Annotated in this window: 22 protein-coding genes; 13 read left to right on the forward strand and 9 right to left on the reverse strand. The window is 72.3% G+C overall.

All coding sequences use genetic code 11. The annotated features are described in order from the left end of the window. Positions 1–77 precede the first annotated feature (77 nt). Positions 78–2,285: a PIG-L family deacetylase gene (locus tag IE185_RS02565; protein ID WP_189714507.1), complete on the forward strand. Its 2,208-nt coding sequence runs from the start codon at positions 78–80 to the stop codon at positions 2,283–2,285. A gap of 76 nt (positions 2,286–2,361) precedes the next feature. Beyond that, complete coding sequence (locus IE185_RS02570) at positions 2,362–2,889, forward strand: pyridoxamine 5'-phosphate oxidase family protein (RefSeq protein ID WP_138898928.1); 528 nt, start codon at positions 2,362–2,364, stop codon at positions 2,887–2,889. A 36-nt stretch (positions 2,890–2,925) separates the two neighbouring features. Here IE185_RS02570 and IE185_RS02575 read toward each other — a convergent pair whose 3' ends face one another. Further along, entirely contained in the window at positions 2,926–3,660 is a 735-nt protein-coding gene (locus IE185_RS02575; protein ID WP_189714509.1) for an SAM-dependent methyltransferase, read from the reverse strand. A 107-nt stretch (positions 3,661–3,767) separates the two neighbouring features. Beyond that, entirely contained in the window at positions 3,768–5,129 is a 1,362-nt protein-coding gene (gene glnA2 / locus IE185_RS02580; protein WP_069929022.1) for a gamma-glutamylpolyamine synthetase GlnA2, read from the reverse strand. Positions 5,130–5,424: 295 nt separating this feature from the next. On the opposite strand from glnA2, the gene IE185_RS02585 reads away from it, so the two are divergent. From IE185_RS02585 to IE185_RS02595, 3 genes are all read left to right on the forward strand, one after another. After that, positions 5,425–5,751: a MerR family transcriptional regulator gene (locus IE185_RS02585; RefSeq protein WP_373303675.1), complete on the forward strand. Its 327-nt coding sequence runs from the start codon at positions 5,425–5,427 to the stop codon at positions 5,749–5,751. Positions 5,752–6,022: 271 nt separating this feature from the next. Then, positions 6,023–6,226 (forward strand): cold-shock protein, encoded by a 204-nt coding sequence (locus IE185_RS02590; protein WP_028811307.1) that lies wholly within the window; start codon positions 6,023–6,025, stop codon positions 6,224–6,226. Positions 6,227–6,558: 332 nt separating this feature from the next. Then, positions 6,559–8,097: a DEAD/DEAH box helicase gene (locus IE185_RS02595; RefSeq protein WP_189714510.1), complete on the forward strand. Its 1,539-nt coding sequence runs from the start codon at positions 6,559–6,561 to the stop codon at positions 8,095–8,097. A 43-nt stretch (positions 8,098–8,140) separates the two neighbouring features. Here the strand turns inward: IE185_RS02595 and IE185_RS02600 are convergent, their stop codons facing one another. Beyond that, positions 8,141–8,701: a DUF6328 family protein gene (locus IE185_RS02600; protein ID WP_229843313.1), complete on the reverse strand. Its 561-nt coding sequence runs from the start codon at positions 8,699–8,701 to the stop codon at positions 8,141–8,143. Further along, positions 8,698–9,081, reverse strand: coding sequence for a hypothetical protein (locus IE185_RS02605; RefSeq protein ID WP_138897787.1), 384 nt, complete (start codon positions 9,079–9,081; stop codon positions 8,698–8,700). Before IE185_RS02605 ends, IE185_RS02600 begins: the two co-directional genes overlap by 4 nt. A 238-nt stretch (positions 9,082–9,319) precedes the next feature. Between IE185_RS02605 and IE185_RS02610 the strand changes: the two genes are divergently transcribed. Further along, a complete protein-coding gene (locus tag IE185_RS02610; protein WP_138897788.1) occupies positions 9,320–9,709 on the forward strand; it encodes a VOC family protein in 390 nt (129 codons plus the stop codon). Positions 9,710–9,772: 63 nt separating this feature from the next. Here the strand turns inward: IE185_RS02610 and IE185_RS02615 are convergent, their stop codons facing one another. Then, positions 9,773–10,738, reverse strand: coding sequence for an LLM class F420-dependent oxidoreductase (locus IE185_RS02615; RefSeq protein ID WP_138897789.1), 966 nt, complete (start codon positions 10,736–10,738; stop codon positions 9,773–9,775). 163 nt (positions 10,739–10,901) lie between these two features. Between IE185_RS02615 and IE185_RS02620 the strand changes: the two genes are divergently transcribed. The 3 genes from IE185_RS02620 to IE185_RS02630 all read left to right on the forward strand — a co-directional run bounded on the left by IE185_RS02620 (position 10,902) and on the right by IE185_RS02630 (position 12,661). After that, positions 10,902–11,249 (forward strand): hypothetical protein, encoded by a 348-nt coding sequence (locus IE185_RS02620; protein ID WP_189714512.1) that lies wholly within the window; start codon positions 10,902–10,904, stop codon positions 11,247–11,249. Between the two features lie 66 nt (positions 11,250–11,315). Beyond that, positions 11,316–11,963 carry a thioredoxin-like domain-containing protein gene (locus tag IE185_RS02625; RefSeq protein ID WP_229843314.1) on the forward strand — a complete coding sequence of 216 codons (648 nt, stop codon included), beginning with the start codon at positions 11,316–11,318 and terminating at the stop codon, positions 11,961–11,963. Continuing rightward, a complete protein-coding gene (locus IE185_RS02630; RefSeq protein WP_138897791.1) occupies positions 11,963–12,661 on the forward strand; it encodes a DUF305 domain-containing protein in 699 nt (232 codons plus the stop codon). Before IE185_RS02625 ends, IE185_RS02630 begins: the two co-directional genes overlap by 1 nt. Here the strand turns inward: IE185_RS02630 and IE185_RS02635 are convergent. Next, positions 12,630–13,568, reverse strand: coding sequence for an alpha/beta fold hydrolase (locus tag IE185_RS02635; RefSeq protein WP_229843315.1), 939 nt, complete (start codon positions 13,566–13,568; stop codon positions 12,630–12,632). The genes IE185_RS02630 and IE185_RS02635 overlap by 32 nt on opposite strands. Continuing rightward, on the reverse strand, positions 13,565–14,251 hold the full coding sequence (locus tag IE185_RS02640; protein ID WP_138895755.1) for a DUF998 domain-containing protein: 687 nt from the start codon (positions 14,249–14,251) through the stop codon (positions 13,565–13,567). Before IE185_RS02640 ends, IE185_RS02635 begins: the two co-directional genes overlap by 4 nt. A gap of 200 nt (positions 14,252–14,451) precedes the next feature. Here IE185_RS02640 and IE185_RS02645 point away from each other — a divergent pair, with 200 nt between their 5' ends. Continuing rightward, positions 14,452–16,212: an NAD+ synthase gene (locus IE185_RS02645; protein WP_138895754.1), complete on the forward strand. Its 1,761-nt coding sequence runs from the start codon at positions 14,452–14,454 to the stop codon at positions 16,210–16,212. Positions 16,213–16,315: 103 nt separating this feature from the next. Here the strand turns inward: IE185_RS02645 and IE185_RS02650 are convergent, their stop codons facing one another. Together IE185_RS02650 and IE185_RS02655 are read right to left on the reverse strand one after the other, a co-directional pair. Continuing rightward, on the reverse strand, positions 16,316–17,545 hold the full coding sequence (locus tag IE185_RS02650) for an MFS transporter (RefSeq protein ID WP_138895753.1): 1,230 nt from the start codon (positions 17,543–17,545) through the stop codon (positions 16,316–16,318). Positions 17,546–17,657: 112 nt separating this feature from the next. Then, on the reverse strand, positions 17,658–18,680 hold the full coding sequence (locus IE185_RS02655; protein WP_138895757.1) for an endonuclease/exonuclease/phosphatase family protein: 1,023 nt from the start codon (positions 18,678–18,680) through the stop codon (positions 17,658–17,660). A gap of 306 nt (positions 18,681–18,986) precedes the next feature. Between IE185_RS02655 and panB the strand changes: the two genes are divergently transcribed. From panB to IE185_RS02670, 3 genes are all read left to right on the forward strand, one after another. Further along, positions 18,987–19,850 (forward strand): 3-methyl-2-oxobutanoate hydroxymethyltransferase, encoded by an 864-nt coding sequence (gene panB / locus IE185_RS02660; RefSeq protein ID WP_138895752.1) that lies wholly within the window; start codon positions 18,987–18,989, stop codon positions 19,848–19,850. 157 nt (positions 19,851–20,007) lie between these two features. Then, positions 20,008–21,084: an ATP-binding cassette domain-containing protein gene (locus IE185_RS02665; RefSeq protein ID WP_138895751.1), complete on the forward strand. Its 1,077-nt coding sequence runs from the start codon at positions 20,008–20,010 to the stop codon at positions 21,082–21,084. After that, entirely contained in the window at positions 21,081–21,923 is an 843-nt protein-coding gene (locus IE185_RS02670) for an ABC transporter permease (protein ID WP_138895750.1), read from the forward strand. Before IE185_RS02665 ends, IE185_RS02670 begins: the two co-directional genes overlap by 4 nt. Positions 21,924–21,931: the final 8 nt, after the last annotated feature.

The raw sequence follows: 21,931 nt of genomic DNA on the forward strand, positions 1-21,931 counted from the left end.
TCTGCGCGATGATCAGCGCCGTCCTGGGCGCACCCCATCCCGTACCAGCACCACCGCACACCGAAAGCACGTTTCCTATGCCGCCCAGGGCCCTCAGTACGTTCCGCCTGCCGCGCCGCGCTCTGCCCAGCGTCGTCCTCGCGACGCTGCTGCTGACGGTGACGGGCATCCAGCTCGCCCGTCCCGCCGTCCCCCTCGCGGCCCCCGCGACCGAGGCGGCCAGGACGGTGACGGGCGACCCGGCGGGCAGGGCCGAGCGGGACGGCGGAGCCGGGAGGGCCGAGCCGGTGCGCGCCGCCGGTGAGTCCGTGATGCAGATCGTCTCCCACCCGGACGACGACCTGTTCTTCATGAACCCCGACCTCAGCCAGTCGGTGCGCACCGGCCACAGCCTGACCTCGGTCTACCTGACGGCGGGCGAGGCGGACGGCGTCAACTCCTTCCGCGGCGGCGCGAACGAGGGCGTCCCGCTCCCCGCCCCCGACAAGGTGCGGTACGCCGAGGCCCGGCAGAACGGCATACGCGCCGCGTACGCCGAGATGGCCACCGGCGACCGCACCAGCCCCTGGCAGCGCTCGGCGATCCGTACCGACGGCGGCGGCTGGGCGGAGCTGAACACGCTGAAGGCGCGCCCCGAGGTGAGCCTGGTCTGGGTGCAGCTGCACGAGGCGGGCGCCAGCGCGGCGGACCGGCCGCGCAGCCTGCACGGGCTGTGGGACGGCCGGGTGGAGACCCTGGAGTCGGAGCTGTCCTCGGGCACCCCGGTCCAGGAGGACTTCGCGTACACCAGGGACCAGGTGGTGCGCACGATCACCGGACTGCTGCAGCGCTTCCAGCCGACGCACGTGCGGATGCTCGACCCGACGAACGGCCGCGAGGCCACGGCGCGCATGCTGCCCGACCACCAGGACCACATGTACGGGGCCCGGTTCGCCCAGCTGGCGCTCACCGAGTACGCCAGGAGCGGCGGCCACCCGCACTTCACCGTCCAGAACTACCTGGGCTACCTCAACGGCAGCCTGCCGCACGTGCTGGGTCCGGACGCCGTGCGGGAGAAGCTGCACACGCTGAAGACGTACGCCTGGACCGACTACCCGGCCAACTACTGCGACGCGGAGGCCGGCTGCGGCGACCGCAAGGTGGCGGGACGGCCGACGGGCCCCGGCTGGGTGTACGGCATACGCCACTCGCGCAACACCAGCACCTCCTGGCTCCAGAGCGGAGCACGCGAGGGCGAGCTGTGGGCGTTCTCCGTACTGGACACCCGCCTCGCGGTCTGGCACCGCGCGCCGGGCGCCGGGGCCGGCTCCCAGCCGGCCTGGACCGGTCCGGCGCTGCTCGGCGGGACCGGCCTGGACAGCGGCGTCACCTCGGCCAAGCTGCCCGACGGCCGCATCGCCCTCTTCGGCACCCGCACCGCGTTCGACGGGCCGGCCGGCTACCGCCGGGACGTCGTCACCGCCGTGCAGAGCGCCGTGGGCGGGTCCTTCGGCCCCTGGCAGTCCCTGGGCATGCCGCACGCGGCGCACGCGCCGGGCTCGCTGGACATCAGCGCCCCGGCGGTGACGGTGGACCGCGAGGGCCGCGCGACGGTGTACCTGCGCGACGGCGGGCACGGCCTCAGCTCCCGCGCGCAGCTGTCCGGCGGCGGCTGGGCCCCCTGGCAGGCGCTGGGCGGCCGACAGGTGTTCGGCGACCCGACGGCCGCCGTCGACAGCGGAGGACGCGGTTACGTCTTCGCCCAGACCCTCACCTCGACCGTCGTGTGGACCCAGGACGCCCCCGGCGCCCCGCTGCGCGGGCCGGTGCCCGCGGCCCTGCCCTCGACACCGCTGCCGCCCACTGTCCTGGAGGACGGTGACGGCGTACGCCTGTACTTCCGCGAGCCCGGCTCCGGCGAAGTGCGCGCCGTCCGCTTCGCCGCCGGTTCCTCCGCCGGCGCCGTCCCGGCGGCGGCCCCGGCCGGCGCGGTCGCCGACCTGGGCGGCCGGGCGGGCCACGGCGCGGTGAGCGCCGCGGGCGGCCTGCTGGCGGCGCGGGACGGCTCGGGCCGCCTCGGCACGGCCGAGCTCCCGGCGCCGGGGACCGGCGCGGCGCCCCGGTGGGCCCGGGGCGGCTTCCTCTTCGGCGGCGCCCCCGCAGCCACGACGGACGCGGCGGGCCGCCCCTCCGTCGCGGCGGTGGCGCTCGACGGCCGCCTGCACTGGAGCGACGGCGGGACCGCCGCCTGGCAGCCGGTCGGCCCGGCGCCGGTCACGACGAGGCCCGCGCCGCCCGTCCGCTGAGTTTCGCTTCCGCGCGCGGTCTGTCTTCCTGAGAGGTGGGGAAGGAAGACGGACCCGCGAACGAGAGGGAGGCGACATGGACGAGCAGAGCGACAAGGACACCCCGCGACCTCGCACGGACCTGGACAGCCGTTACAGCGAGCAGAACGCGAGCGCCACCCCGTGGTCCGAGGCGGTGCCGCGCCTGGAATCGGCCGAGCTGTTCTGGCTGACGACCGTACGCCCGGACGGCCGCCCCCACGTCACCCCGCTGCTGGCTGTCTGGCAGGACGACGCCCTGCACTTCTGCACGGGCCCGGCGGAGCGCAAGGCGAAGAACCTCGCGGGCAACCCGCACGTCGTCCTCACCACGGGCGCCAACACCCTGCACGAGGGCTTCGACCTCGTGGTCGAGGGCCGGGCGGTACGGGAGAGCGACGAGCCGCGGCTGCGGCGCCTGGCCGCGGCGTACGAGGCGAAGTACGGCCCCCAGTGGCACTTCGACGTGCGGGACGGGGCGTTCTACGGCGAGGGCGACCGGGCGGTGGTGTTCCGCGTGGCGCCCGTGGCGGCGTTCGGCTTCGGCAAGGACGTCTACAGCCAGACCCGCTGGCTGTTCGGCTGACGGCCCGTCCCCGGACCGGGCGTCCGGGCGGACGGGTCAGGGGGTGGCCCGCAGCACCAGCGTGAGGAAGCCGAAGCAGGCGCGGTACCCGTGCAGCCAGTCGGACCTGTGCCGGTCCGACGCCGCCAGTGCCTCCCGGCTGTCGGGGTCGCCGGGGTGGTCGAGGGCCCACTCGGCGAGGGCTCCCGTCCAGTGCCACTCGTAGTCGTCCAGCTCCTCGCGGGTGCTGATGTGCCCGAACACCGGCGTCCACCCTTCGGCGGTCACCCGGTCCACGGTGGTGGCGAGATCGTCGTACTCCCCGAGCATGTCCCGGGCTCCCGCGCTCGGCTCGGCCGCCCAGTAGGCGTCGCCGACGAGCACCCGCCCGCCCGGAGCCAGGTGGCGGCGGGCCGCCGCCAGCGTGCCCGTCAGCCCGCCGAAGGCGTGCGCGGCTCCCACGCTCACCACGACGTCGAAGCCCTCCTCGGACACGAACGCCCCGGCGTCCTGCTCCCGCAGGACCAGCCGCTCTCCCACCCCGCGCTCCCCGGCCCGCCTCATCGCCCCGGCCAGCGCGTCCGCCGCTGTGTCGACTCCGACGGCCGTGGCCCCCGGATGCGCCTCCAGGGCCCGCAGGAGCCACTCGGCCTGCCCGCACCCGAGGTCGAGCAGCCGCTCGTCCCCGCTGACGACGGCCCGCTCGAGGAGGCGGCGTACGGACGTGTCGTCGAGCGGGGCGGCCACGGGGTGCCGGGCATGGGCCAGCAGCGAGATCTTCGATCGTTCCATCCGCGCACGCTCTCACCCCGCCCCGGCCCGCCGCACCTGCTTTCCACCCGAAACGGCCCCGGGGCCGGCAGCGTCCGCCACCGGCCCCGGGCCGTCCCGACCCTCCGCTACAGCACCGGCAGATTCTTCCGCAGCTCGAAGGCGGTGACCTCGGAGCGGTACTCCTCCCACTCCTGCTTCTTGTTGCGCAGGAAGAAGTCGAAGACGTGCTCGCCCAGCGTCTCGGCGACCAGTTCGCTGCGTTCCATCAGGGCGATGGCCTCGCCGAGGTTCTGCGGCAGGGGCTCGATGCCCATCGCGCGGCGCTCGGCGTCGGACAGGGCCCAGACGTCGTCGTCGGCGCCCGGCGGGAGCTCGTAGCCCTCCTCGATGCCCTTGAGGCCGGCGGCGAGCAGGACGGCGTACGTCAGGTACGGGTTCGCGCCGGAGTCGATCGAGCGGACCTCGACGCGCGCCGAGCCGGTCTTGCCCGGCTTGTACATGGGGACGCGGATCAGCGCGGAGCGGTTGTTGTGGCCCCAGCAGATGTACGAGGGCGCCTCACCGCCGGAGCCGGCCGTGCGGGTGGAGCCGCCCCAGATGCGCTTGTAGGAGTTCACCCACTGGTTGGTGACGGCGGAGATCTCCGCGGCGTGCTTGAGGAGGCCCGCGATGAAGGACCGGCCGACCTTGGAGAGCTGGTACTCGGAGCCCGACTCGTAGAAGGCGTTCCGGTCGCCCTCGAAGAGGGAGAGGTGGGTGTGCATGCCGGAGCCGGGGAACTCCGAGAACGGCTTCGGCATGAAGGTGGCCTGGACGCCCTGCTCCAGCGCGACCTGCTTCATGACCAGGCGGAACGTCATGATGTTGTCGGCCGTCGAGAGCGCGTCGGCGTATCGCAGGTCGATCTCCTGCTGGCCGGGGGCGCCCTCGTGGTGGCTGAACTCCACCGAGATGCCCATGGACTCCAGCATGGTGATCGCCTGGCGGCGGAAGTCCATGCCGACGTTCTGCGGGGTGTGGTCGAAGTAGCCCGAGTTGTCGGCGGGGGTCGGCCGGGTGCCGTCGAGGGGCTTGTTCTTCAGCAGGAAGAACTCGATCTCGGGGTGGGTGTAGAAGGTGAAGCCCAGGTCCGAGGTCTTGGCGAGGATGCGCTTCAGTACGTACCGGGGGTCCGCGAAGGACGGCGAGCCGTCGGGCATCAGGATGTCGCAGAACATCCGGGCCGTGCCCGGGGCCTCGGCCCGCCACGGAAGGATCTGGAAGGTGCTCGGGTCCGGCTTGGCGATCATGTCGGACTCGTACACGCGGGCGAAGCCCTCGATCGCGGAGCCGTCGAAGCCGATGCCCTCGTCGAACGCCTGCTCCAGCTCTGCCGGGGCCACCGCGACCGACTTCAGGAAGCCGAGCACGTCGGTGAACCACAGGCGCACGAACCGGATGTCGCGCTCCTCGAGCGTACGGAGCACGAATTCCTGCTGCTTATCCATCTGGTCTTCCTACCCATCCTTGCCGGTCAAGCCGCCTGCTCCCACGCCTCGGACGCACGTCGGGGCACCCGAGCATCCCACCACACGGTTTCCAACACGTTGCGGCCCCCGTGGCCGACATCCGGCGCCGTCCGGGTGAACGCCCGTGTCCGCCGGCCCGCCGCTTCCTCCCATACTGCCCACGGCGCGCCCGGACGGACCCGTGTTCGGGCTCCGGCGGGGGAAATCTGCCACGGCCGGAGCAGACATGCCACACTCGTAGTGTCCGCCCCGCGCGCTACAGAAGATGGTGCAAGTGACCGCTCAGACCCATCGGACCTCCAAGGCCGACCGCTTCGACGACGACGACTTCCCCGCGTACACCATGGGCCGGGCCGCCGAGATGATCGGCACGACCCCCGCCTTCCTGCGGGCCATCGGCGAAGCACGGCTGATCACCCCGCTGCGTTCGGAGGGCGGCCACCGCCGCTACTCCCGTTACCAGCTGCGCGTGGCCGCCCGCGCCCGCGAACTGGTCGACCAGGGGACCCCCATCGACGCCGCCTGCCGCATCGTCATCCTCGAGGACCAGCTGGAAGACGCCCTGCGCATCAACGAGCGACTGCGCGAGCAAAATACCTAGTGCGGCAGCTATAGAATTTAAAGCGGCGGGCGTGGAGGGTTTATGGCGCCACGGCAGATGTGACGAAAGACCTCTGGCGAGTCCGCCGCACCGTGCTACTGTTGATCTCAGTTGCAGTTGTGGTTCCCAAACTTCAAGTGCTCCCGCGACTCACTGTCGCGGGCGCACTTTCGTATTTCCGGTGCTTTGTTCCGGACGGGGCAATCATCGCGGCAACGCGACTCGGATTCCGCACACGGCGGTCTCCGGCACTGCTCCAAAGGAGAATGACATGGCTTCTGGCACCGTGAAGTGGTTCAACGCCGAAAAGGGTTTCGGCTTCATCGAGCAGGAGGGTGGCGGCGCTGACGTCTTCGCCCACTACTCCAACATCGCCACCCAGGGCTTCCGTGAGCTTCAGGAAGGCCAGAAGGTGACCTTCGACGTCACGCAGGGCCAGAAGGGCCCGCAGGCCGAGAACATCGTTCCCGCCTGACGCTGACGCGTACTACACGGTCGGGGCCCGCACCTGAGGGTGCGGGCCCCGTCTCGTTGCTTTGAATCGTTGCCCCGACTCGGCCGCCCCTATCGCGCGGCCGACTCCTGAGCGGTCGGCCACGATTCTCGTCGCCCCGCCCCGTCCGCGCTTTCTTCTGTGCGGACTGCAGCCACTTCGAAGCTCCCGGCACAAAGGAATTCAAACCTTTCCACCGGCTTCATTTCGGCTTTTTTAATTACCGGCTCGTTCTTGCGATTCCTTGCAACGGTCACCCGCGTGGTCACCGCTGCCCGGGATTCCTCGATACGTGCCCATCGAGGAGGGTTCACATGAACCGCGCAGCACGTTCCACCGACCGTGACCGATTCGCCCGTACCCGCGCCGGCGGCAACCACGCCGGTCGCACCAGCGACCGCGGCGAGCGTTTCCGCCCCGCCGCCCCCACCCGCTCGGCCGGCTACTCCGGCCGGTCCTCCCAGCGCCGCTCGTCCGCGCCGCAGGGCGAGTTCGCCCTGCCGGTCGGCACCTCGCCGGCGCTGCCGGCGGTCGAGGCGTTCGACCAGCTCGACATGCCCGCGGCCCTGCTGGCGGCGCTCACCGCCCAGGGCGTGACCGTGCCGTTCCCGATCCAGGGCGCCACCCTGCCGAACACGCTGACCGGGCGCGACGTCCTGGGCCGCGGCCGTACCGGCTCCGGCAAGACGCTCGCCTTCGGGCTGGCGCTGCTGGCCAGGACGGCCGGAAAGCGCGCCGAGCCGCGTCAGCCGCTGGCTCTCGTGCTCGTACCGACCCGTGAGCTCGCCCAGCAGGTCACCGACGCCCTCACGCCGTACGCCCGCGCCGTGCGACTGCGTGTCGCCACGGTCGTCGGCGGCATGTCGATCGGCCGCCAGGCCGGCGCCCTGCGCACCGGGGCCGAGGTCGTCGTGGCGACCCCGGGCCGGCTCAAGGACCTCATCGACCGCCGTGACTGCCGCCTGGACCAGGTGAAGATCACGGTGCTGGACGAGGCCGACCAGATGACCGACATGGGCTTCATGCCGCAGGTCACCGAGCTGCTCCAGCAGGTCGCCCCCGAGGGCCAGACGATGCTGTTCTCGGCCACCCTCGACCGCAATGTCGACAAGCTGGTGCGCAACTACCTGACCGACCCGGTGGTCCACTCGGTCGACGCCGCTCAGGGCGCGGTGACGACGATGGAGCACCACCTGCTGCACGTCCACCCCGCCGACAAGCAGGCCACGGCCACCGAGATCGCCGCCCGCGACGGCAAGGTGATCATGTTCCTGGACACCAAGCACGCCGTGGACCGGCTGACCCGTGACCTGCTGGCCAGCGGTGTACGGGCGGCCGCGCTGCACGGCGGGAAGTCGCAGCCGCAGCGCACGCGCACGCTCGACCAGTTCAAAAGCGGGCATGTGACCGTGCTGGTGGCGACCAACGTCGCGGCCCGCGGCATCCACGTCGACAATCTCGACCTGGTCGTCAACGTCGACCCGCCGACCGACCACAAGGACTACCTGCACCGCGGCGGCCGTACCGCCCGCGCCGGCGAGTCCGGCAGCGTCGTCACGCTGGTGCAGCCCAACCAGCGCCGCGAGATGTCCCGCCTGATGCAGGCCGCGGGCATCACCCCGCAGACCGCCCAGGTCCGCTCGGGCGACGCCGAGCTGAGCCGGATCACCGGCGCGCAGGCGCCGTCCGGTGTTCCCGTCGTCATCTCCTCGCCGGTCCGCGAGCGCCCGGCCCGCAGCGCGTCCTCGCAGCGCGGGCGCCGCAGCGCTCCGGCGCAGGCGCGCCGCCGGTCCTACGGCGGCAGCGGCGCGGGCAGCGCGGCCGGCGGCCGGAGCAGTGGCGACGCCGCGTAGGCAGGGCATGAACGCGTGACGTGCGGGCAGGGAGTGGCTTCGGTCAGTCCCTGCCCGCACTGGCGTGCCGGGCCCAGGCCGGCAGGACGAACCAGCACAGGACGAACCACAGCACCAGACCGCAGACCAGCCACAGCGCGGTGGTGTCGTACAGGACGACGCGCAGGATCAGCAGCAGCGCGGACGCCATCGTGCAGAGCAGCAGCACCAGGCCCACGACGGTCAGGCGGGACGCCCACCTGACCGTCTGCGGCTTGATCCGGCGGCCGGTGACCAGCCGGTGGAGCGACACGGGGCCGACGAGCGCGCCCACCGTCGCCGCGCCGAGCACGACCGTGACGACGTAGATGTCCTTGTCGGTCGGGGACAGCTCGGTGAAACGCGGCTGGAAGACGACGGTCAGCAGGAAACCGAAGAGGATCTGTACGCCGGTCTGGGCGACCCGCAGTTCCTGCAGCAGTTCCGCCCAGAGCCGGTCCGCCCGCTCGTCCTCGGTCTCGTGACGGCCCCGGCGCAGGGTGCCCGGCTGCCCGTCCGCCGTGTCCTCCCCGCCGAATCCGCCGGACCCGCCAGTCCCGCTGGCCCCGGCCGCCCCGTCGGTCATGGCGAGGTCCCGGGCCCGCTCTCCAGTCGCAGCTGGAGCTCCCTCTCCTGGTCGCCGGACGCCGAGCCCTCCTCCTGCACGGCGAACGCCACCTCGAGCTGCTCCCGGACCTGGTCCACCGCGCGATAGCCGCCCTGGAGGGTGACGCTGACGGGGGCCGTCAGACGCGCGGGGGCGGCCTGCTCCTGGATGCCGTGCACGTCGTACGTGGCGCTCCACACCATGGGGCGGCCGTCGACGCCGTTGTGCAGTTCCTCGTCGACCTCGCGGTCGGACGCGAAGGCGGTGCACAGCGCGCCGAAGACGGCGTTGGCGTCCTCCTTCGAGCTGCCCGTCAGTTCCACCAGGACCTGCGTTCCGGAGTGTTCCGTGCTGTTCACTGTGAGGCTTCTTTCTCTCGTCGTCGCCGATCCCCAGGCTCGCCCGCCGGGATCGCGAGCGCGACCGGAGACAGCGAGCAGCGGGTACCCGCTCCCCTGGCCGTAATGCCACCGGACCGCCCGCCCGTGACGGTCCGTGTGCCGCCGCACCCGGGGGGGTACGCGGGTCATGGGGGCCGCCCGGCCCGTCGTGGACCTTGGCGCCCGACCTCGGCGTCACGGACATTGGGGAGAGCACATGACGGTCGCGAAACAGTGCGTTCTTGTCCTGGACTGCGCGGAACCCGAGGTGCTGGCGGAGTTCTACGCCGGCCTGCTCGACGCGGAGGCCCGGACCGGGACCAACCCGGACTTCGTCGAGATCGTGGGCCATCAGGGCGTCTTCATGGCCATCCGCCGCGACCACGGTTACGCGCCGCCCAGCTGGCCGCGCCCGGACGACTCGCAACAGGCCCATCTGCGCATCCTGGTGGAGCGCGGCGACATGGACGAGGCGGAGCGGGAGGCGGTGAGCCTCGGCGCGCGGCCCGTGGACACCAAGGACAACAGCGGACCGCGCGACGAGCGCGTGTACTCCGACCCGGCCGGGCACTCCTTCACACTGGCCCACCGGTTCGCTCCGCGCTGACCCGGCCGGGCGGCGGCGCCCGTGAACGGCCCGCCGCCCCGGTGCGGAGCTCGCGCCCCGGTGTCAGAGCTCGCGCAGGGCCGGCAGCAGCGTCTTCTGCGCCCAGTCGATGAACGGCCGCTGGTGCTCGCCGCCGACCTGCACCAGCGCGACCTCGGTGAAGCCCGCGTCGGCGTACGGGCGTACCGCCTCGACGAACGTCTCGACGTCCGCGCCGCACGGGATGGACTCGGCGACGTCCTCGGGCCGTACGAACGCGGTGGCCCCGGCGAACCCGGCCGGGCCGGGCAGCTCGGAGTTGACCTTCCAGCCGCCGCCGAACCAGCGGAACTGCTCGTGCGCCCGTTTCACCGCCGCGTCCCGGTCGGTGTCGTAGCAGACGGGCAACTGGCCGACGCGCGGCTTTCCGCTGCCGCCGTGGCGGTCGAAGGCGTCCAGGAGTTCGCGCTTGGGTTCGGTGGCGACGACCAGGTCGGCGAGGCGGCCGGCGAGCGCGCAGGACCGTTCACCGGAGACGGCGATGCCGATTGGCGGGAGCGGGTCGGGCAGGTCCCAGAGCCTGGCGTTCTCGACGTCGTAGTGCGTGCCGTGGTGGCTGACGTCGCCGCCGGCGAACAGCGCGCGGATGATCTCCACGGCCTCCTCCAGCATCTCCAGGCGGACGTGGGCGGCGGGCCAGCCCCCGCCGACGACGTGCTCGTTGAGGTTCTCGCCGGAGCCGAGGCCGAGCCGGAACCGGCCCTCGGCCAGCAGCTGCACGGTCGCCGCCTTCTGGGCGACGACGGCCGGGTGGTAGCGGACCGTCGGGCAGGTCACGTACGTCATGAGGGGGATGCGGGAGGTGGCCTGGGCCGCGGCGCCGAGCACGCTCCACGCGTACGGGGCGTGCCCCTGCTCGGCCAGCCACGGGAAGTAGTGGTCCGAGGTCACGGAGAAGTCGAAGCCGGCCCGCTCGGCGGCGACGACGTGGTCGACCAGATCGCGGGGCCCGGCCTGCTCGGTCATCATCGTGTATCCGATTTGCACCATGAACGACGGGTTGCCGCTCGCCGGGCCGTAAAACATCCGCCCCACGGGCCGCTACGGGATGCGGCCCGTATGACCAACGGGGCCCCGCCGCGCACTACGATTTCCGCTCATGAGGGGACGGCGGCGATCCCGCACCGGGCGCACCAGGCGCGTGGGACGTCCCATGGCGCTGCTGAGCGCCGTGGCGACGCTCCTCGCCGCGCTCTTCGTGTGCCTGGGGATGAGTCCGGAGCCCGGGGAGCATCACGGTCCCGGCGCCGGGAGCGTGACCGCCGTGACGGTCGCCCCGACCGCGCCGGACGCGCCCGTGTACGTCTGCCCGTACGACTCCTCGCACTGCGGCGTTCTCCCGCACCTGTCCCCCGCCGTGCTGACGGTGCCTCCGCCGGCCGCGCCGGTGGCCGCCGAGCCGCTGTACTTCGCGCCGCCGGCCACCGCCGGTCCGGCGTGCGGCTGTGGGGCGCCGGCGCGGGCGCCGGGACGCCATGTCCTGCAGGTGATGCGGACGTAGCCGGGCCGCCCGTGCCCGGGGCCTTCCGTATCCACACTCACTTTCAGCAGGCGAAGGACGAGAACCATGGCTTCCAACAAGACCGCCAACGCGTCGCGCAAGGCCCGAATAGAAGAGATGCGCCGCGCCGAGCAGGCCCGCGAGCGCAGAACCCGCTTCCTCGTGATCGGTCTCAGCACGGCCGTCGTGGCCGGACTGGTCGGATTCGGTTCGTACGTCCTCCTCAAGGAGTCGGAGGAGAAGGAGCAGAAGGTCGCCCAGGCCAAGGAGCCGGTGAAGGAGGAGAAGTCCTGGGACGCGAAGAAGCTGGGGCGCGACCACGTCACCAAGGCCGTCTCCTACCCGATGAAGCCGCCGGTGGGCGGTGACCACTCGCAGGTCTGGATGAACTGCGAGGGAGACGTCTACAAGAAGGCGATCCCCGAGGTCAACGCGGTGCACTCGCTGGAGCACGGCGCCGTGTGGGTGACGTACAACGACAAGGCGTCCGCCGGTGACGTCGAGAAGCTCGCCGAGAAGGTCGGCAAGACCCCCTACTCGCTGATGAGCCCGGTCAAGGACCAGGCGGGCGCTCTCATGCTCAGCGCGTGGGGCAAGCAGGTGACCGTGGACAGCGCCACGGACCCGCGGGTCGACCAGTTCTTCACGAAGTACGTGCAGGGGCCGCAGACGCCCGAGCCCGGCGCGGCGTGCACGGGCGGAATGGCTCAGTGATGACGCGTACGTACTGGGCCGCCGTCTGCGCCGTCGTACTCGCGCTGCTGTTCGCCGCGGGGGCCGTCACGGTCGCCGCGGGCAACAACAACGAGCGTCACGACGGGGCGGGCTCCACGGCTTCCCGTACGCCGGGTGAGGACTCCGCGGACGCGGGCTTCGCGCGGGACATGTCGGTGCACCACCAGCAGGCGGTGGAGATGTCGTTCATCGTGCGCGACCGTACGAAGGACGAGGACGTGCGCAGGCTCGCGTACGACATCGCGAACACGCAGGCGAACCAGCGGGGCATGATGCTCGGCTGGCTGGACCTGTGGGAGCTGCCGAAGACCTCGCCGGACGCGCCGATGGCCTGGATGGCCGGCGCCGGCACGGACGGGAGCGGACACGGCGGGCACGGTACGCACGGTTCCGGCGGGGCCCCCGAGGTGCGCGACGGGGCGCTGATGCCCGGCATGGCGACCAGGGCCGACCTGGCGAAGCTGCGCGCGGCGGACGGCGAGCAGGCGGAGATCCTGTACCTGCGGCTGATGACCGCCCACCACAAGGGCGGCGTCACGATGGCCCGGGGCTGCGCCGAGCAGTGCGAAGTCGGCGCGCAGCGGTCCCTGGCGCGGGGCATGGTCGACGCCCAGGCGTCGGAGATCGCGCTGATGGCCGACCTGCTCAAGGAGCGGGGCGCGTCCCTCCGCCCGTGACCTCGCCCGGCCGTCCGGCCGCCAGGACCACCTGGGCCACCGCGTCCGGGCGGTCCAGCATGACCAGGTGGCCGGAGGGTTCGGCGACTTCGAAGCGGGCGCCGAGGGTGCTCGCGAGGCCGCGCTGACGTGCGAGCCAGCGCAGCCCGGCGCGGCTGCCTCTCCCGTCGTACGCCGCCAGGACCGTGACCGGGAGGCCGGCTGGCAGGGGGTGGCGCTCGCGCAGGGCGAGGAGCCCGGCGGCGACGGCGCGGTAGTGCGTGTTCTCCCGGAGCGCTCCGCGCAGGACGCGGGAGGTGCGGTAGCAGCGGCGTACGAGCGGGACGGGGGCCGGGTCGGCCCTGCCGTGACCGCCCCGGCCGCCGCCGCTCGCGTCCGCCCGGCCCGCCCGCACGCCCGCGCGGCGGGCGAGCGGCCCGAACGCCGCCGGTAGGCCGGCGGCGCAGAGCGCCGCGGCGAGCGCCCGTGTCGCGGCGGTGCGCAGGGCGGGGGCCGCGGGCACGCGCGCGTGCTCCTCGACGCTGGAGTCGACGAGCACGACACAGGCCGTCCGGGCCGGATACAGGCGGGCGAACGCCTCGGCGTGGAACCCGGCGAGGGAATGCCCCACCACGGTGACGGGTGTGCCGCGCAGCGGCGGCGGCAGCGCGTCGAGGAGCGCGGCGACGCGGTGCGCCTCGCCCTCGGCGGTGGGCGGCGCGGCGGCGGGGGCGGGGGCGCTCAGGCCGTGACCGGGGCGGTCGAACCGTACGACGGTGCGAAAGGGCGCGAGCAGCGGTACGACGGGGTCCCAGTCGAACCAGCTCATGCCGAGTCCGGCGCTCAGCACGCACACCGGGCCGGCGCCCTCCACGACCACGTGGTGCGCCGCGCCGCCGATGTCGAGGAAACGTCCGGTCGAGGTCACGCGTACACCTTCTCGCGTGCCACCGACCACGCGAGTACGACGAGCCACAGGACCGCGATCAGCACCTGGAGCCGCTGCCCGGCCCCCAGCAGCCAGGTGCCGTGGCCGGCCTCGAAGGCGGCGATCGAGGACAGGGTCCAGACGGTGGCCGCCACTTCGGCCGCCGCGAGAACCGGTCCGAAACGGGCGAGGGGCGAGGGGCGGCCGCGGCGGCGGGCCGCGACGGTGAGCGCGACGACGCCGACGACCGCCGCCGTCGAGGCGACGCTGCTGCTCCAGGTGTGGGCCGCGTGGGTGAGCGGGACGAGACCGGCCGCCTCGCGGGCCGCGCACGCCGCGTCCGCGGTCGTCGCGCAGCTCATCGGCAGCCGGGAGTCGGCCGCGGTGGCGGCGCCGAAGAGGGCGAGGGCCGCCCAGCCGGTGACGTCCCACCGGGTGCGCGGCCGGTACCCGGCGAGGGCCAGGAGCGCGCCGGCGAGGATCAGGAGGCCCGCGACGAGGTCGGTGGACCGGAAGAGGCCGCCGAACGGCTGGTCGGACGCGGCCAGTTCGCTGACGTACGTGCGCAGCGGGTCGAGGCCGGTCGCGAGGACGGCTTCGAGCACCCAGGCGCTGTACGCGGCGGCGCCGAGCACGAGGAGGACGGCGGCGGGCCGCGTACGGCGGAGGAACGCAATCGGCATAGTGGGATGAACGCTACTTCGGAATGTCGTACGGACGGCACGACGACGGCCGGCCGGATACGGGTGGAGCCCGGCCCGCACGCGATGGAGTGCGAGGACACCCTCCGGACCGGCCGTGAGCCGTACCGTCCGGCGCCGGTCCGGGCGGAACTTCGCTGCCTCCCAGGACATAGCGTCAGACAGACGATTAGACTGGGCGCGTGCCTCAACTACGCCTCGCCCTCAATCAGATCGACTCGACCGTCGGCGATCTGGCCGGCAACGCCGCGTCCATCGTCCACTGGACCCGGCACGCCGTCGGCCAGGGCGCCCACCTGGTGGCGTTCCCCGAGATGGCGCTCACCGGTTATCCCGTCGAGGACCTCGCGCTGCGGTCGTCGTTCGTGGAGGCCTCGCGCGACGCCGTGCGCGCGCTCGCGGCGCGCCTCGCCGAGGAGGGCCTCGGAGAGGTCCCGGTCGTCGTCGGCTACCTCGACCGCTGCGAGAAGGCCCAGCCGCGCTACGGCCAGCCCGCCGGGTCCCCGCAGAACGCCGCCGCCGTACTGCACCGGGGCGAGGTCGTGCTGTCCTTCGCCAAGCACCACCTGCCGAACTACGGCGTCTTCGACGAGTTCCGGTACTTCGTGCCGGGCGACTCGCTGCCCGTCGTCCGGGTGCACGGCGTCGACATCGCCCTGGCCATCTGCGAGGACCTGTGGCAGGACGGCGGCCGCGTGCCGGCCACCCGGTCCGCCGGGGCGGGGCTGCTGGTGTCCGTCAACGCGTCGCCGTACGAGGTCCACAAGGACGACAGCAGGCTCGAACTGGTGCGCAAGCGCGCCCAGGAGGCGGGCTGCACGACGGCGTACGTCGCGATGATCGGCGGCCAGGACGAACTCGTCTACGACGGCGACTCGATCGTCTGCGACAAGAACGGCGAAGTCCTGGCCCGGGCTCCCCAGTTCGCGGAGGGCAGCATGCTGCTCGACCTGGACCTGCCGGCGGCGCTGCCGGCCGGGGAAGCGCCGACCGGAGTCGTCGACGACGGGCTGCACATCGACCGGGTGATCCTCTCCGAGGAGCCGCCGGCGGCGTACGAGCCGGAACTGACGGGCGGTTACGCCGAGCGTTTGGAGGACGAGGAGGAGGTGTACTCGGCGCTGGTCGTGGGCCTGCGCGCGTACGCCGCCAAGAACGGTTTCAGCACGGTCCTGGTCGGTCTCTCCGGGGGCATCGACTCGGCGCTCGTGGCGGCGATCGCGTGCGACGCGCTGGGGGCGCGCAACGTGTACGGCGTGTCCATGCCGTCGAAGTACTCCTCGGACCATTCCAGGGGCGACGCGGCGGAGCTGGCCCGGCGTACCGGGCTGAACTACCGGACGGTCGCGATCGAGCCGATGTTCGACGCGTACATGGACGCGCTCGGACTCACCGGCCTGGCCGAGGAGAACCTCCAGTCGCGGCTGCGCGGCACGACGCTGATGGCCATCTCCAACCAGGAGGGCCAGATCGTACTGGCGCCGGGCAACAAGTCCGAGCTGGCGGTGGGCTATTCGACGCTGTACGGCGACTCGGTGGGCGCGTACGGGCCGATCAAGGACGTGTACAAGACGTGGGTCTTCGCGCTCGCGCGGTGGCGGAACAAGGCGGCTCAGGAGCGCGGCCAGACCCCGCCGATCCCGGAGAACTCGATCTCCAAGCCGCCGAGCGCGGAGCTGCGGCCGGGGCAGGTGGACACCGACTCGCTGCCGGACTACGAGGTCCTGGACCGGATCCTGGAGCTGTACGTCGACAGGGACCAGGGCATGGAGGCGATCGTGGCCGCCGGTTTCGACCGGGCGCTGGTCGCCAGGACGCTGCGGATGGTGGACGCGGCGGAGTACAAGCGCCGGCAGTACCCGCCGGGCACGAAGATCTCCGCGAAGGGCTTCGGCAAGGACCGCCGGCTGCCGGTCACGAACCGGTGGCGCGAGATCGTCTGAGGCGGGTGGGGACCGGGTCGCCCGGACCGGGTCCGACGGCCGGCGGGTGATCCGGCCTCCTGCGGGCGATCCGGCGGGCGTGGTGAGGCGGCCGCCGGACCCGTCAGGCCACCGGGTCGCGGGCCGGTTCGCGGGCCGTCGCGGCGGAGGCGACCACCCGGGAGCGGGACTCCGGCGGGGTGCGGTCGAGCAGGCCCGCCGTGACCGCGATGGCGAGGCCCGCCACGGCCAGCACCGCCCCGACCAGCGTGGGGCTCATCCAGCCCCAGCCCGCCGCGATCGCCATGCCGCCGAGCCAGGCACCGCCCGCGTTCGCGAGGTTGAACGCGGAGTGGTTGGAGGCGGACGCCAGGGTCGGCGCGTCCTTGGCCTTGTTCATGACCAGCATCTGGAGCGGTGTCGTGGTCATGAAGCCGACCGCGCCCAGCACCACCACGGTGACCAGCGCCGCCCACCGCACGTGCGCCGTGTAGTCGAAGGCCAGCAGCACCAGCGCGAGCGCGCCCAGTGAGCCGTAGAGCGTAGGGCGCAGGGCGCGGTCGGTCAGGGGACCCGCCGCCAGCGCGCCCAGGGTCATGCCGATGCCGAAGAGAGCGAGGACGACCGTCACCGAGGACTCGCCGAAGCCCATGACCTCGGTCGTCATCGAGGCCAGGTAGGAGTACACCGCGAAGACGCCGGCGAAGCCGAAGACGGCGGTGAGCAGGCCGAGCAGGACCTGACGGTTGCCGAGGGTGCGCAGTTCGCGGCGTACGCTCTGGCGCCCGTCCAGCGCGACGTCCGGCACCAGGCGGGCCAGGGCCGCCATCGCGACCAGTCCGATCGCCGCCACCACCAGGAACGTCGCCCGCCAGCCGAGGTGCTGGCCGAGCAGCGTGGCCGCCGGAACGCCGACGATGTTGGCGACCGTGAGGCCGAGGAACATCGTCGCGACGGCCCGCGCCTGCCGCCCGTCCGCGACCAGCCGCGCCGCGACCACCGCGCCGACGCCGAAGAAGGCCCCGTGCGGCAGCCCGGCGAGCACCCGCCCCGCCACCAGCCAGCCGAATCCGGGGGCCAGGGCGGAGGCCAGGTTGCCGACCGTGAAGAGGGCCATCAGCAGCAGGAGCATGCGCTTGCGCGGGATGCGGGAGCCGAGCGCGGTGAGCAGCGGGGCGCCGACGACCACGCCGATCGCGTACGCCGACACGAGGTGGCCGGCGGTGGGCACCGAGGTGCCCAGGTCGTCCGCGACATTGGGCAGCAGGCCCATCATCACGAACTCGGTGGTGCCGATACCGAAGGCGCTGACGGCGAGGGCGAGCAGGGCTACGGGCCGGGGCGGCCTGGGCATGGAGGAGACCTTTTCAGAGCGGGGGCGCGGGCGAGTACGTTCCCGTACTGAACAAAGTCTCTCAGGTGAAATGCTCCGCGGTGTGAACGCGGGGTTGCGGGCGGGCGCGGTGTCAGATCTCGACCCGGGCCGCGATCGGCAGATGGTCGCTGCCCGTCTCCGGCAGGGCCCACGACGACACCGGTGTGATCCCCTTCACCATGATCTGGTCGATCCGCGCCATGGGGAACGACGCCGGCCAGCTGAAGCCGAAGCCGTCGCCCGCCGCGCCCTGCGTGGACCGCATCTGCGAGGTCACGGCGTTCAGGGCGCGGTCGTTCATGGTGCCGTTGAGGTCGCCGAGGAGGACGACCTTGCCGACGGGCTCGCGGGCGATCGCCTCACCCAGCGCGTCCGCGCTGTCGTCACGCTGCCCGGCCGTGAAGCCGGCGTCGACCTTGACCCGTACCGACGGCAGGTGGGCGACGTACACGGCCACGTCGCCGACCGGGGTCGCGACCGTGGAGCGCATCGCGCGGGTCCAGCCCATCTTGATGTCGACGGGCCCGGTGCCGGTCATGGGGTACTTGCTCCACAGGCCCACCGTGCCCTGCACCGAGTGGTACTTGTAGGTCCCGGACAGGGCGTTCTCGTACGACGGGACCTCGCTGGCCTTCAGCTCCTGGAGCGCCACCACGTCCGCGCCGGAATCGGCGAGTTCGCGGGCCGTCCCCCGCGGGTCGGCGTTGTCGGCCTTCACGTTGTGGGTGGCGACCGTGAGATTGCCGCCGGGGCCCGCCTTGTCGGTGAGCAGGCCGCCGAAGAGATTCAGCCAGACCACGGCCGGCAGCACCAGGGCGAGGAGCGCGGTCGCCGAGCGGCGCAGGAGAGCGGCGGCCAGCAGCAGCGGGACGCCGAGGCCCAGCCAGGGGAGGAAGGTCTCCGTGAGGCTGCCGAGGTTGCCGATCGCGTTGGGGATCTGCGCGTGGAAGATCATCAGGAGGGTGAGCAGCACCGCGCACAGCGCGAGGAGGATGCCGCGCCGCCAGATGCCCCGGTCGTGACGGAGGTCGCCGAGGCGGCGCAGGAGGCGGGATCCGGGACGCTCGGGTCCTGAGCTGCCGTTTCCTGTGTCCGTCATGTACGCCTGCGCCATTCCGCTGCCCTCACTGACTGCCTTGCCCTGCACACCGCCCACTCCCCGTCCGACCCTAGGGGATGGGCGCTGTCTTTCCGGGCCGCCGTGACACGACGGCCGTACTGCCACCAGGACGACACGGCGGCGCGAGGGGTTCCGGTTCGGGCGCGTCGGAGGAACGCTGTGACGAAACGCGCACAAACCAGCCAGTGCGTGCGGACCGCCACACGCCCCCACTTCCCGTGAGCGCCACCGGGATGCCACCATGGACGTGGTCCGGGGACGCCGTCAGGGCGCCTCGAGATTTCGAAGGAGCCGTTGGTCATGACGCTTCAGGCTGCCCACACGACATCCGCCGACAGCAGCAAGGCGCTGTACGGCGGCAAGGGCACTCGCCGCATCACCGTCCACGACATCGCCGCCGCCAAGGAGCGCGGTGAGAAGTGGCCCATGCTCACCGCGTACGACGCGATGACCGCCTCCGTCTTCGACGAGGCCGGCATCCCGGTCATCCTCGTCGGCGACTCCATGGGCAACTGCCATCTCGGCTACGAGACCACCGTGCCCGTCACGATGGACGAGATGACCCTGCTGTCCGCCGCTGTCGTACGGGGCACCAGGCGGGCCCTGGTCGTCGGGGACCTGCCCTTCGGCTCGTACCAGGAGGGCCCGGTACAGGCCCTGCGCAACGCGACCCGGCTGATCAAGGACGCCGGGGTGGGCGCGGTGAAGCTGGAGGGCGGCGAGCGCTCGCACGCCCAGACGGAACTGCTGGTGAAGGCCGGCATCCCGGTCATGTCGCACCTCGGCCTGACCCCGCAGTCCGTGAACACCATGGGGTACCGGGTCCAGGGCCGCAGTGACGAGGCCGCGCACCAGCTGCTGCGGGACGCGAAGGCGGCGCAGGACGCGGGCGCCTTCGCGGTCGTGCTGGAACTCGTACCGGCCGAGCTGGCCGCCGAGGTGACGCGCTCGCTGCACATCCCGACCATCGGCATCGGCGCCGGGCCGGACACGGACGCGCAGGTCCTCGTCTGGACCGACATGGCGGGTCTGACGGGCGGCAAGGTGCCGCGCTTCACCAAGCAGTACGCGAACCTGCGGCAGACCCTCGGGGACGCGGCGAAGGCGTTCGCCGGCGATGTCGTCGGCGGAACGTTCCCGCAGGAGGAGCACACCTTCCACTAGGACTCATCGAGCCACTGCCGCACCACAGACAGCCCGCCGACATCCCCCATCGGCGGGCTGTCGGCGTGTGCGGCGTCCGCCTGCCTCGCCGGTGTCTGTCGGCGGGCTGTCGGCAGGCTGTCAGCGGGTTGTCAGTGGCGGCTGCTCTCATAGCGGCATGACGCGATTCGACAAGAGCCCCACCGGCGGCGCGGCCAACGCCGTCGAGGTAAGGGGACTGGTCAAGCACTACGGCGAGACCAAGGCACTGGACGGCGTGGACCTGGACGTCCGGGAAGGCACCGTGCTCGGTGTCCTCGGACCCAACGGCGCCGGCAAGACCACCCTCGTACGCTGCCTGTCCACCCTGGTCCAGCCGGACGCCGGCACGGCCGTGGTGGCCGGGTACGACGTGGTGAAGCAGCCCCGGCAGCTCCGCCGCACCATAGGCCTGACCGGGCAGTACGCCTCGGTCGACGAGAAGCTCGCCGGCTGGGAGAACCTCTACATGATCGGGCGGCTGCTCGATCTGTCCCGCAAGGACGCGCGCCGGCGCGCCGACGAGCTGCTGGAGCGGTTCTCGCTCACCGAGGCCGCGAAGAAGCCGGTGACGCAGTACTCCGGCGGCATGCGGCGGCGCCTCGACCTGGCGGCGTCCATGATCGGGCAGCCCGCCGTGCTCTACCTGGACGAGCCGACGACCGGACTCGACCCCCGTACCCGCAACGAGGTGTGGGACGAGGTGAAGCGGATGGTGGGCGAGGGGGTCACCGTCCTGCTCACCACCCAGTACATGGAGGAGGCCGAGCAGCTCGCGAGCGAGCTGACGGTCATCGACCGCGGCCGCGTCATCGCGGGCGGCAAGGTCGACGAGCTCAAGGCGAAGGTCGGCGGCCGCACCCTGGAGGTCCGCCCGACCGACCCGGCGCTCCTGCCCGACATGGCGCGGGCGCTGGACGAGGCGGGGCTCGACGGCATCGCCGGCTCGAAGGTCGACGCGGGCGAGGGCCTGCTGTACGTACCGATCCTCAGCGACGAGCAACTGACCGCGGTGGTCGGTCTGCTGGGCGCGCGCGGCTTCGGCATCGCGCACATCGGAACCCATCTGCCCAGCCTGGACGAGGTGTTCCTGGCCATCACGGGCGAGAAGACGAGCGACGCGGCGGCCGAGTCCACCGCGTCCGGCGAATCCACGGCGCCCACCGGGCCCACCGCGTCCGTCGCGGACGACAAGCACGAGGAGGTCGCGGCATGAGCGCGGCGACAGTGACCCCACCGGCGCCGGCGCCCACCGCCGTGAAGGCGCGCGACGGCGAGGGGCGGATCGGCCTGCGCGCCAATCTGCGGCACATCGGCGCGCTCGCCCGCCGCAACACCCTGCAGATCAAGCAGGATCCGCAGTCGATGTTCGACGTACTGCTGATGCCGATCGTCTTCACCCTGCTCTTCGTCTTCGTCTTCGGCGGCGCGGTCGCGGGCAACGGCAACCAGGACGAGTACGTCAGCTACCTGGTCCCCGGTCTGATGGCGATGATGGGGCTGAACGTCTCCATGGCCGTCGGCACCGGCATCAACGAGGACTTCCAGAAGGGGGTGATGGACCGGTTCCGCACGATGCCGATCGCCCGGTCCTCCGTCCTCATAGCGAAGATCGTCGTCGAGGTCGGCCGGATGATGGTCGCCTTCGCGATCCTGCTGGCCGTGGGCTTCATGCTGGGCATGTCCGTCGAGACGTCGCCGCTGCACGTGCTGGGGGCCGTCGGCCTCTCGCTCCTGTTCGGCGCCTCCCTGATGTGGATCTTCATCCTGATCGGCCTGTCCGTGAAGACGGCGCAGGCCGTGCAGGGGATGGCGATGCTCGTGCTGATGCCGCTCCAGTTCGGGTCCTCGATCTTCACCCCGCCGTCGACGATGCCGGGCTGGCTGCGGACCTTCACCGACTACAACCCGCTGTCGAGCCTCGCGGACGCGGCGCGCGGGCTGTTCATCGGCGGTCCGGTCGCCCGCGACGTGTGGATGGTCGTGGCGTGGGCCGTGGCCATCACGGTGGTGACGGCGCCGCTCGCCATCTCGAAGTTCCGCAAGAAGACCTGACGTTCGCG

Origin of the sequence: Streptomyces chryseus, assembly GCF_014650755.1 — a bacterium.
GTDB lineage: Bacteria > Actinomycetota > Actinomycetes > Streptomycetales > Streptomycetaceae > Streptomyces > Streptomyces chryseus.

What these genes read in the sequence shown, in the direction of transcription:
- IE185_RS02565 (WP_189714507.1), top strand. Translation starts at nt 78, where the DNA reads ATGCCGCCCAGGGCCCTCAGTACGTTCCGCCTGCCGCGCCGCGCTCTG.
- IE185_RS02570 (WP_138898928.1), top strand. Translation starts at nt 2,362, where the DNA reads ATGGACGAGCAGAGCGACAAGGACACCCCGCGACCTCGCACGGACCTG.
- IE185_RS02575 (WP_189714509.1), bottom strand. Translation starts at nt 3,660, where the DNA reads ATGGAACGATCGAAGATCTCGCTGCTGGCCCATGCCCGGCACCCCGTG.
- glnA2 (WP_069929022.1), bottom strand. Translation starts at nt 5,129, where the DNA reads ATGGATAAGCAGCAGGAATTCGTGCTCCGTACGCTCGAGGAGCGCGAC.
- IE185_RS02590 (WP_028811307.1), top strand. Translation starts at nt 6,023, where the DNA reads ATGGCTTCTGGCACCGTGAAGTGGTTCAACGCCGAAAAGGGTTTCGGC.
- IE185_RS02595 (WP_189714510.1), top strand. Translation starts at nt 6,559, where the DNA reads ATGAACCGCGCAGCACGTTCCACCGACCGTGACCGATTCGCCCGTACC.
- IE185_RS02600 (WP_229843313.1), bottom strand. Translation starts at nt 8,701, where the DNA reads ATGACCGACGGGGCGGCCGGGGCCAGCGGGACTGGCGGGTCCGGCGGA.
- IE185_RS02610 (WP_138897788.1), top strand. Translation starts at nt 9,320, where the DNA reads ATGACGGTCGCGAAACAGTGCGTTCTTGTCCTGGACTGCGCGGAACCC.
- IE185_RS02615 (WP_138897789.1), bottom strand. Translation starts at nt 10,738, where the DNA reads ATGGTGCAAATCGGATACACGATGATGACCGAGCAGGCCGGGCCCCGC.
- IE185_RS02620 (WP_189714512.1), top strand. Translation starts at nt 10,902, where the DNA reads ATGGCGCTGCTGAGCGCCGTGGCGACGCTCCTCGCCGCGCTCTTCGTG.
- IE185_RS02625 (WP_229843314.1), top strand. Translation starts at nt 11,316, where the DNA reads ATGGCTTCCAACAAGACCGCCAACGCGTCGCGCAAGGCCCGAATAGAA.
- IE185_RS02630 (WP_138897791.1), top strand. Translation starts at nt 11,963, where the DNA reads ATGACGCGTACGTACTGGGCCGCCGTCTGCGCCGTCGTACTCGCGCTG.
- IE185_RS02640 (WP_138895755.1), bottom strand. Translation starts at nt 14,251, where the DNA reads ATGCCGATTGCGTTCCTCCGCCGTACGCGGCCCGCCGCCGTCCTCCTC.
- IE185_RS02650 (WP_138895753.1), bottom strand. Translation starts at nt 17,545, where the DNA reads ATGCCCAGGCCGCCCCGGCCCGTAGCCCTGCTCGCCCTCGCCGTCAGC.
- IE185_RS02655 (WP_138895757.1), bottom strand. Translation starts at nt 18,680, where the DNA reads ATGGCGCAGGCGTACATGACGGACACAGGAAACGGCAGCTCAGGACCC.
- panB (WP_138895752.1), top strand. Translation starts at nt 18,987, where the DNA reads ATGACGCTTCAGGCTGCCCACACGACATCCGCCGACAGCAGCAAGGCG.
- IE185_RS02665 (WP_138895751.1), top strand. Translation starts at nt 20,008, where the DNA reads ATGACGCGATTCGACAAGAGCCCCACCGGCGGCGCGGCCAACGCCGTC.
- IE185_RS02670 (WP_138895750.1), top strand. Translation starts at nt 21,081, where the DNA reads ATGAGCGCGGCGACAGTGACCCCACCGGCGCCGGCGCCCACCGCCGTG.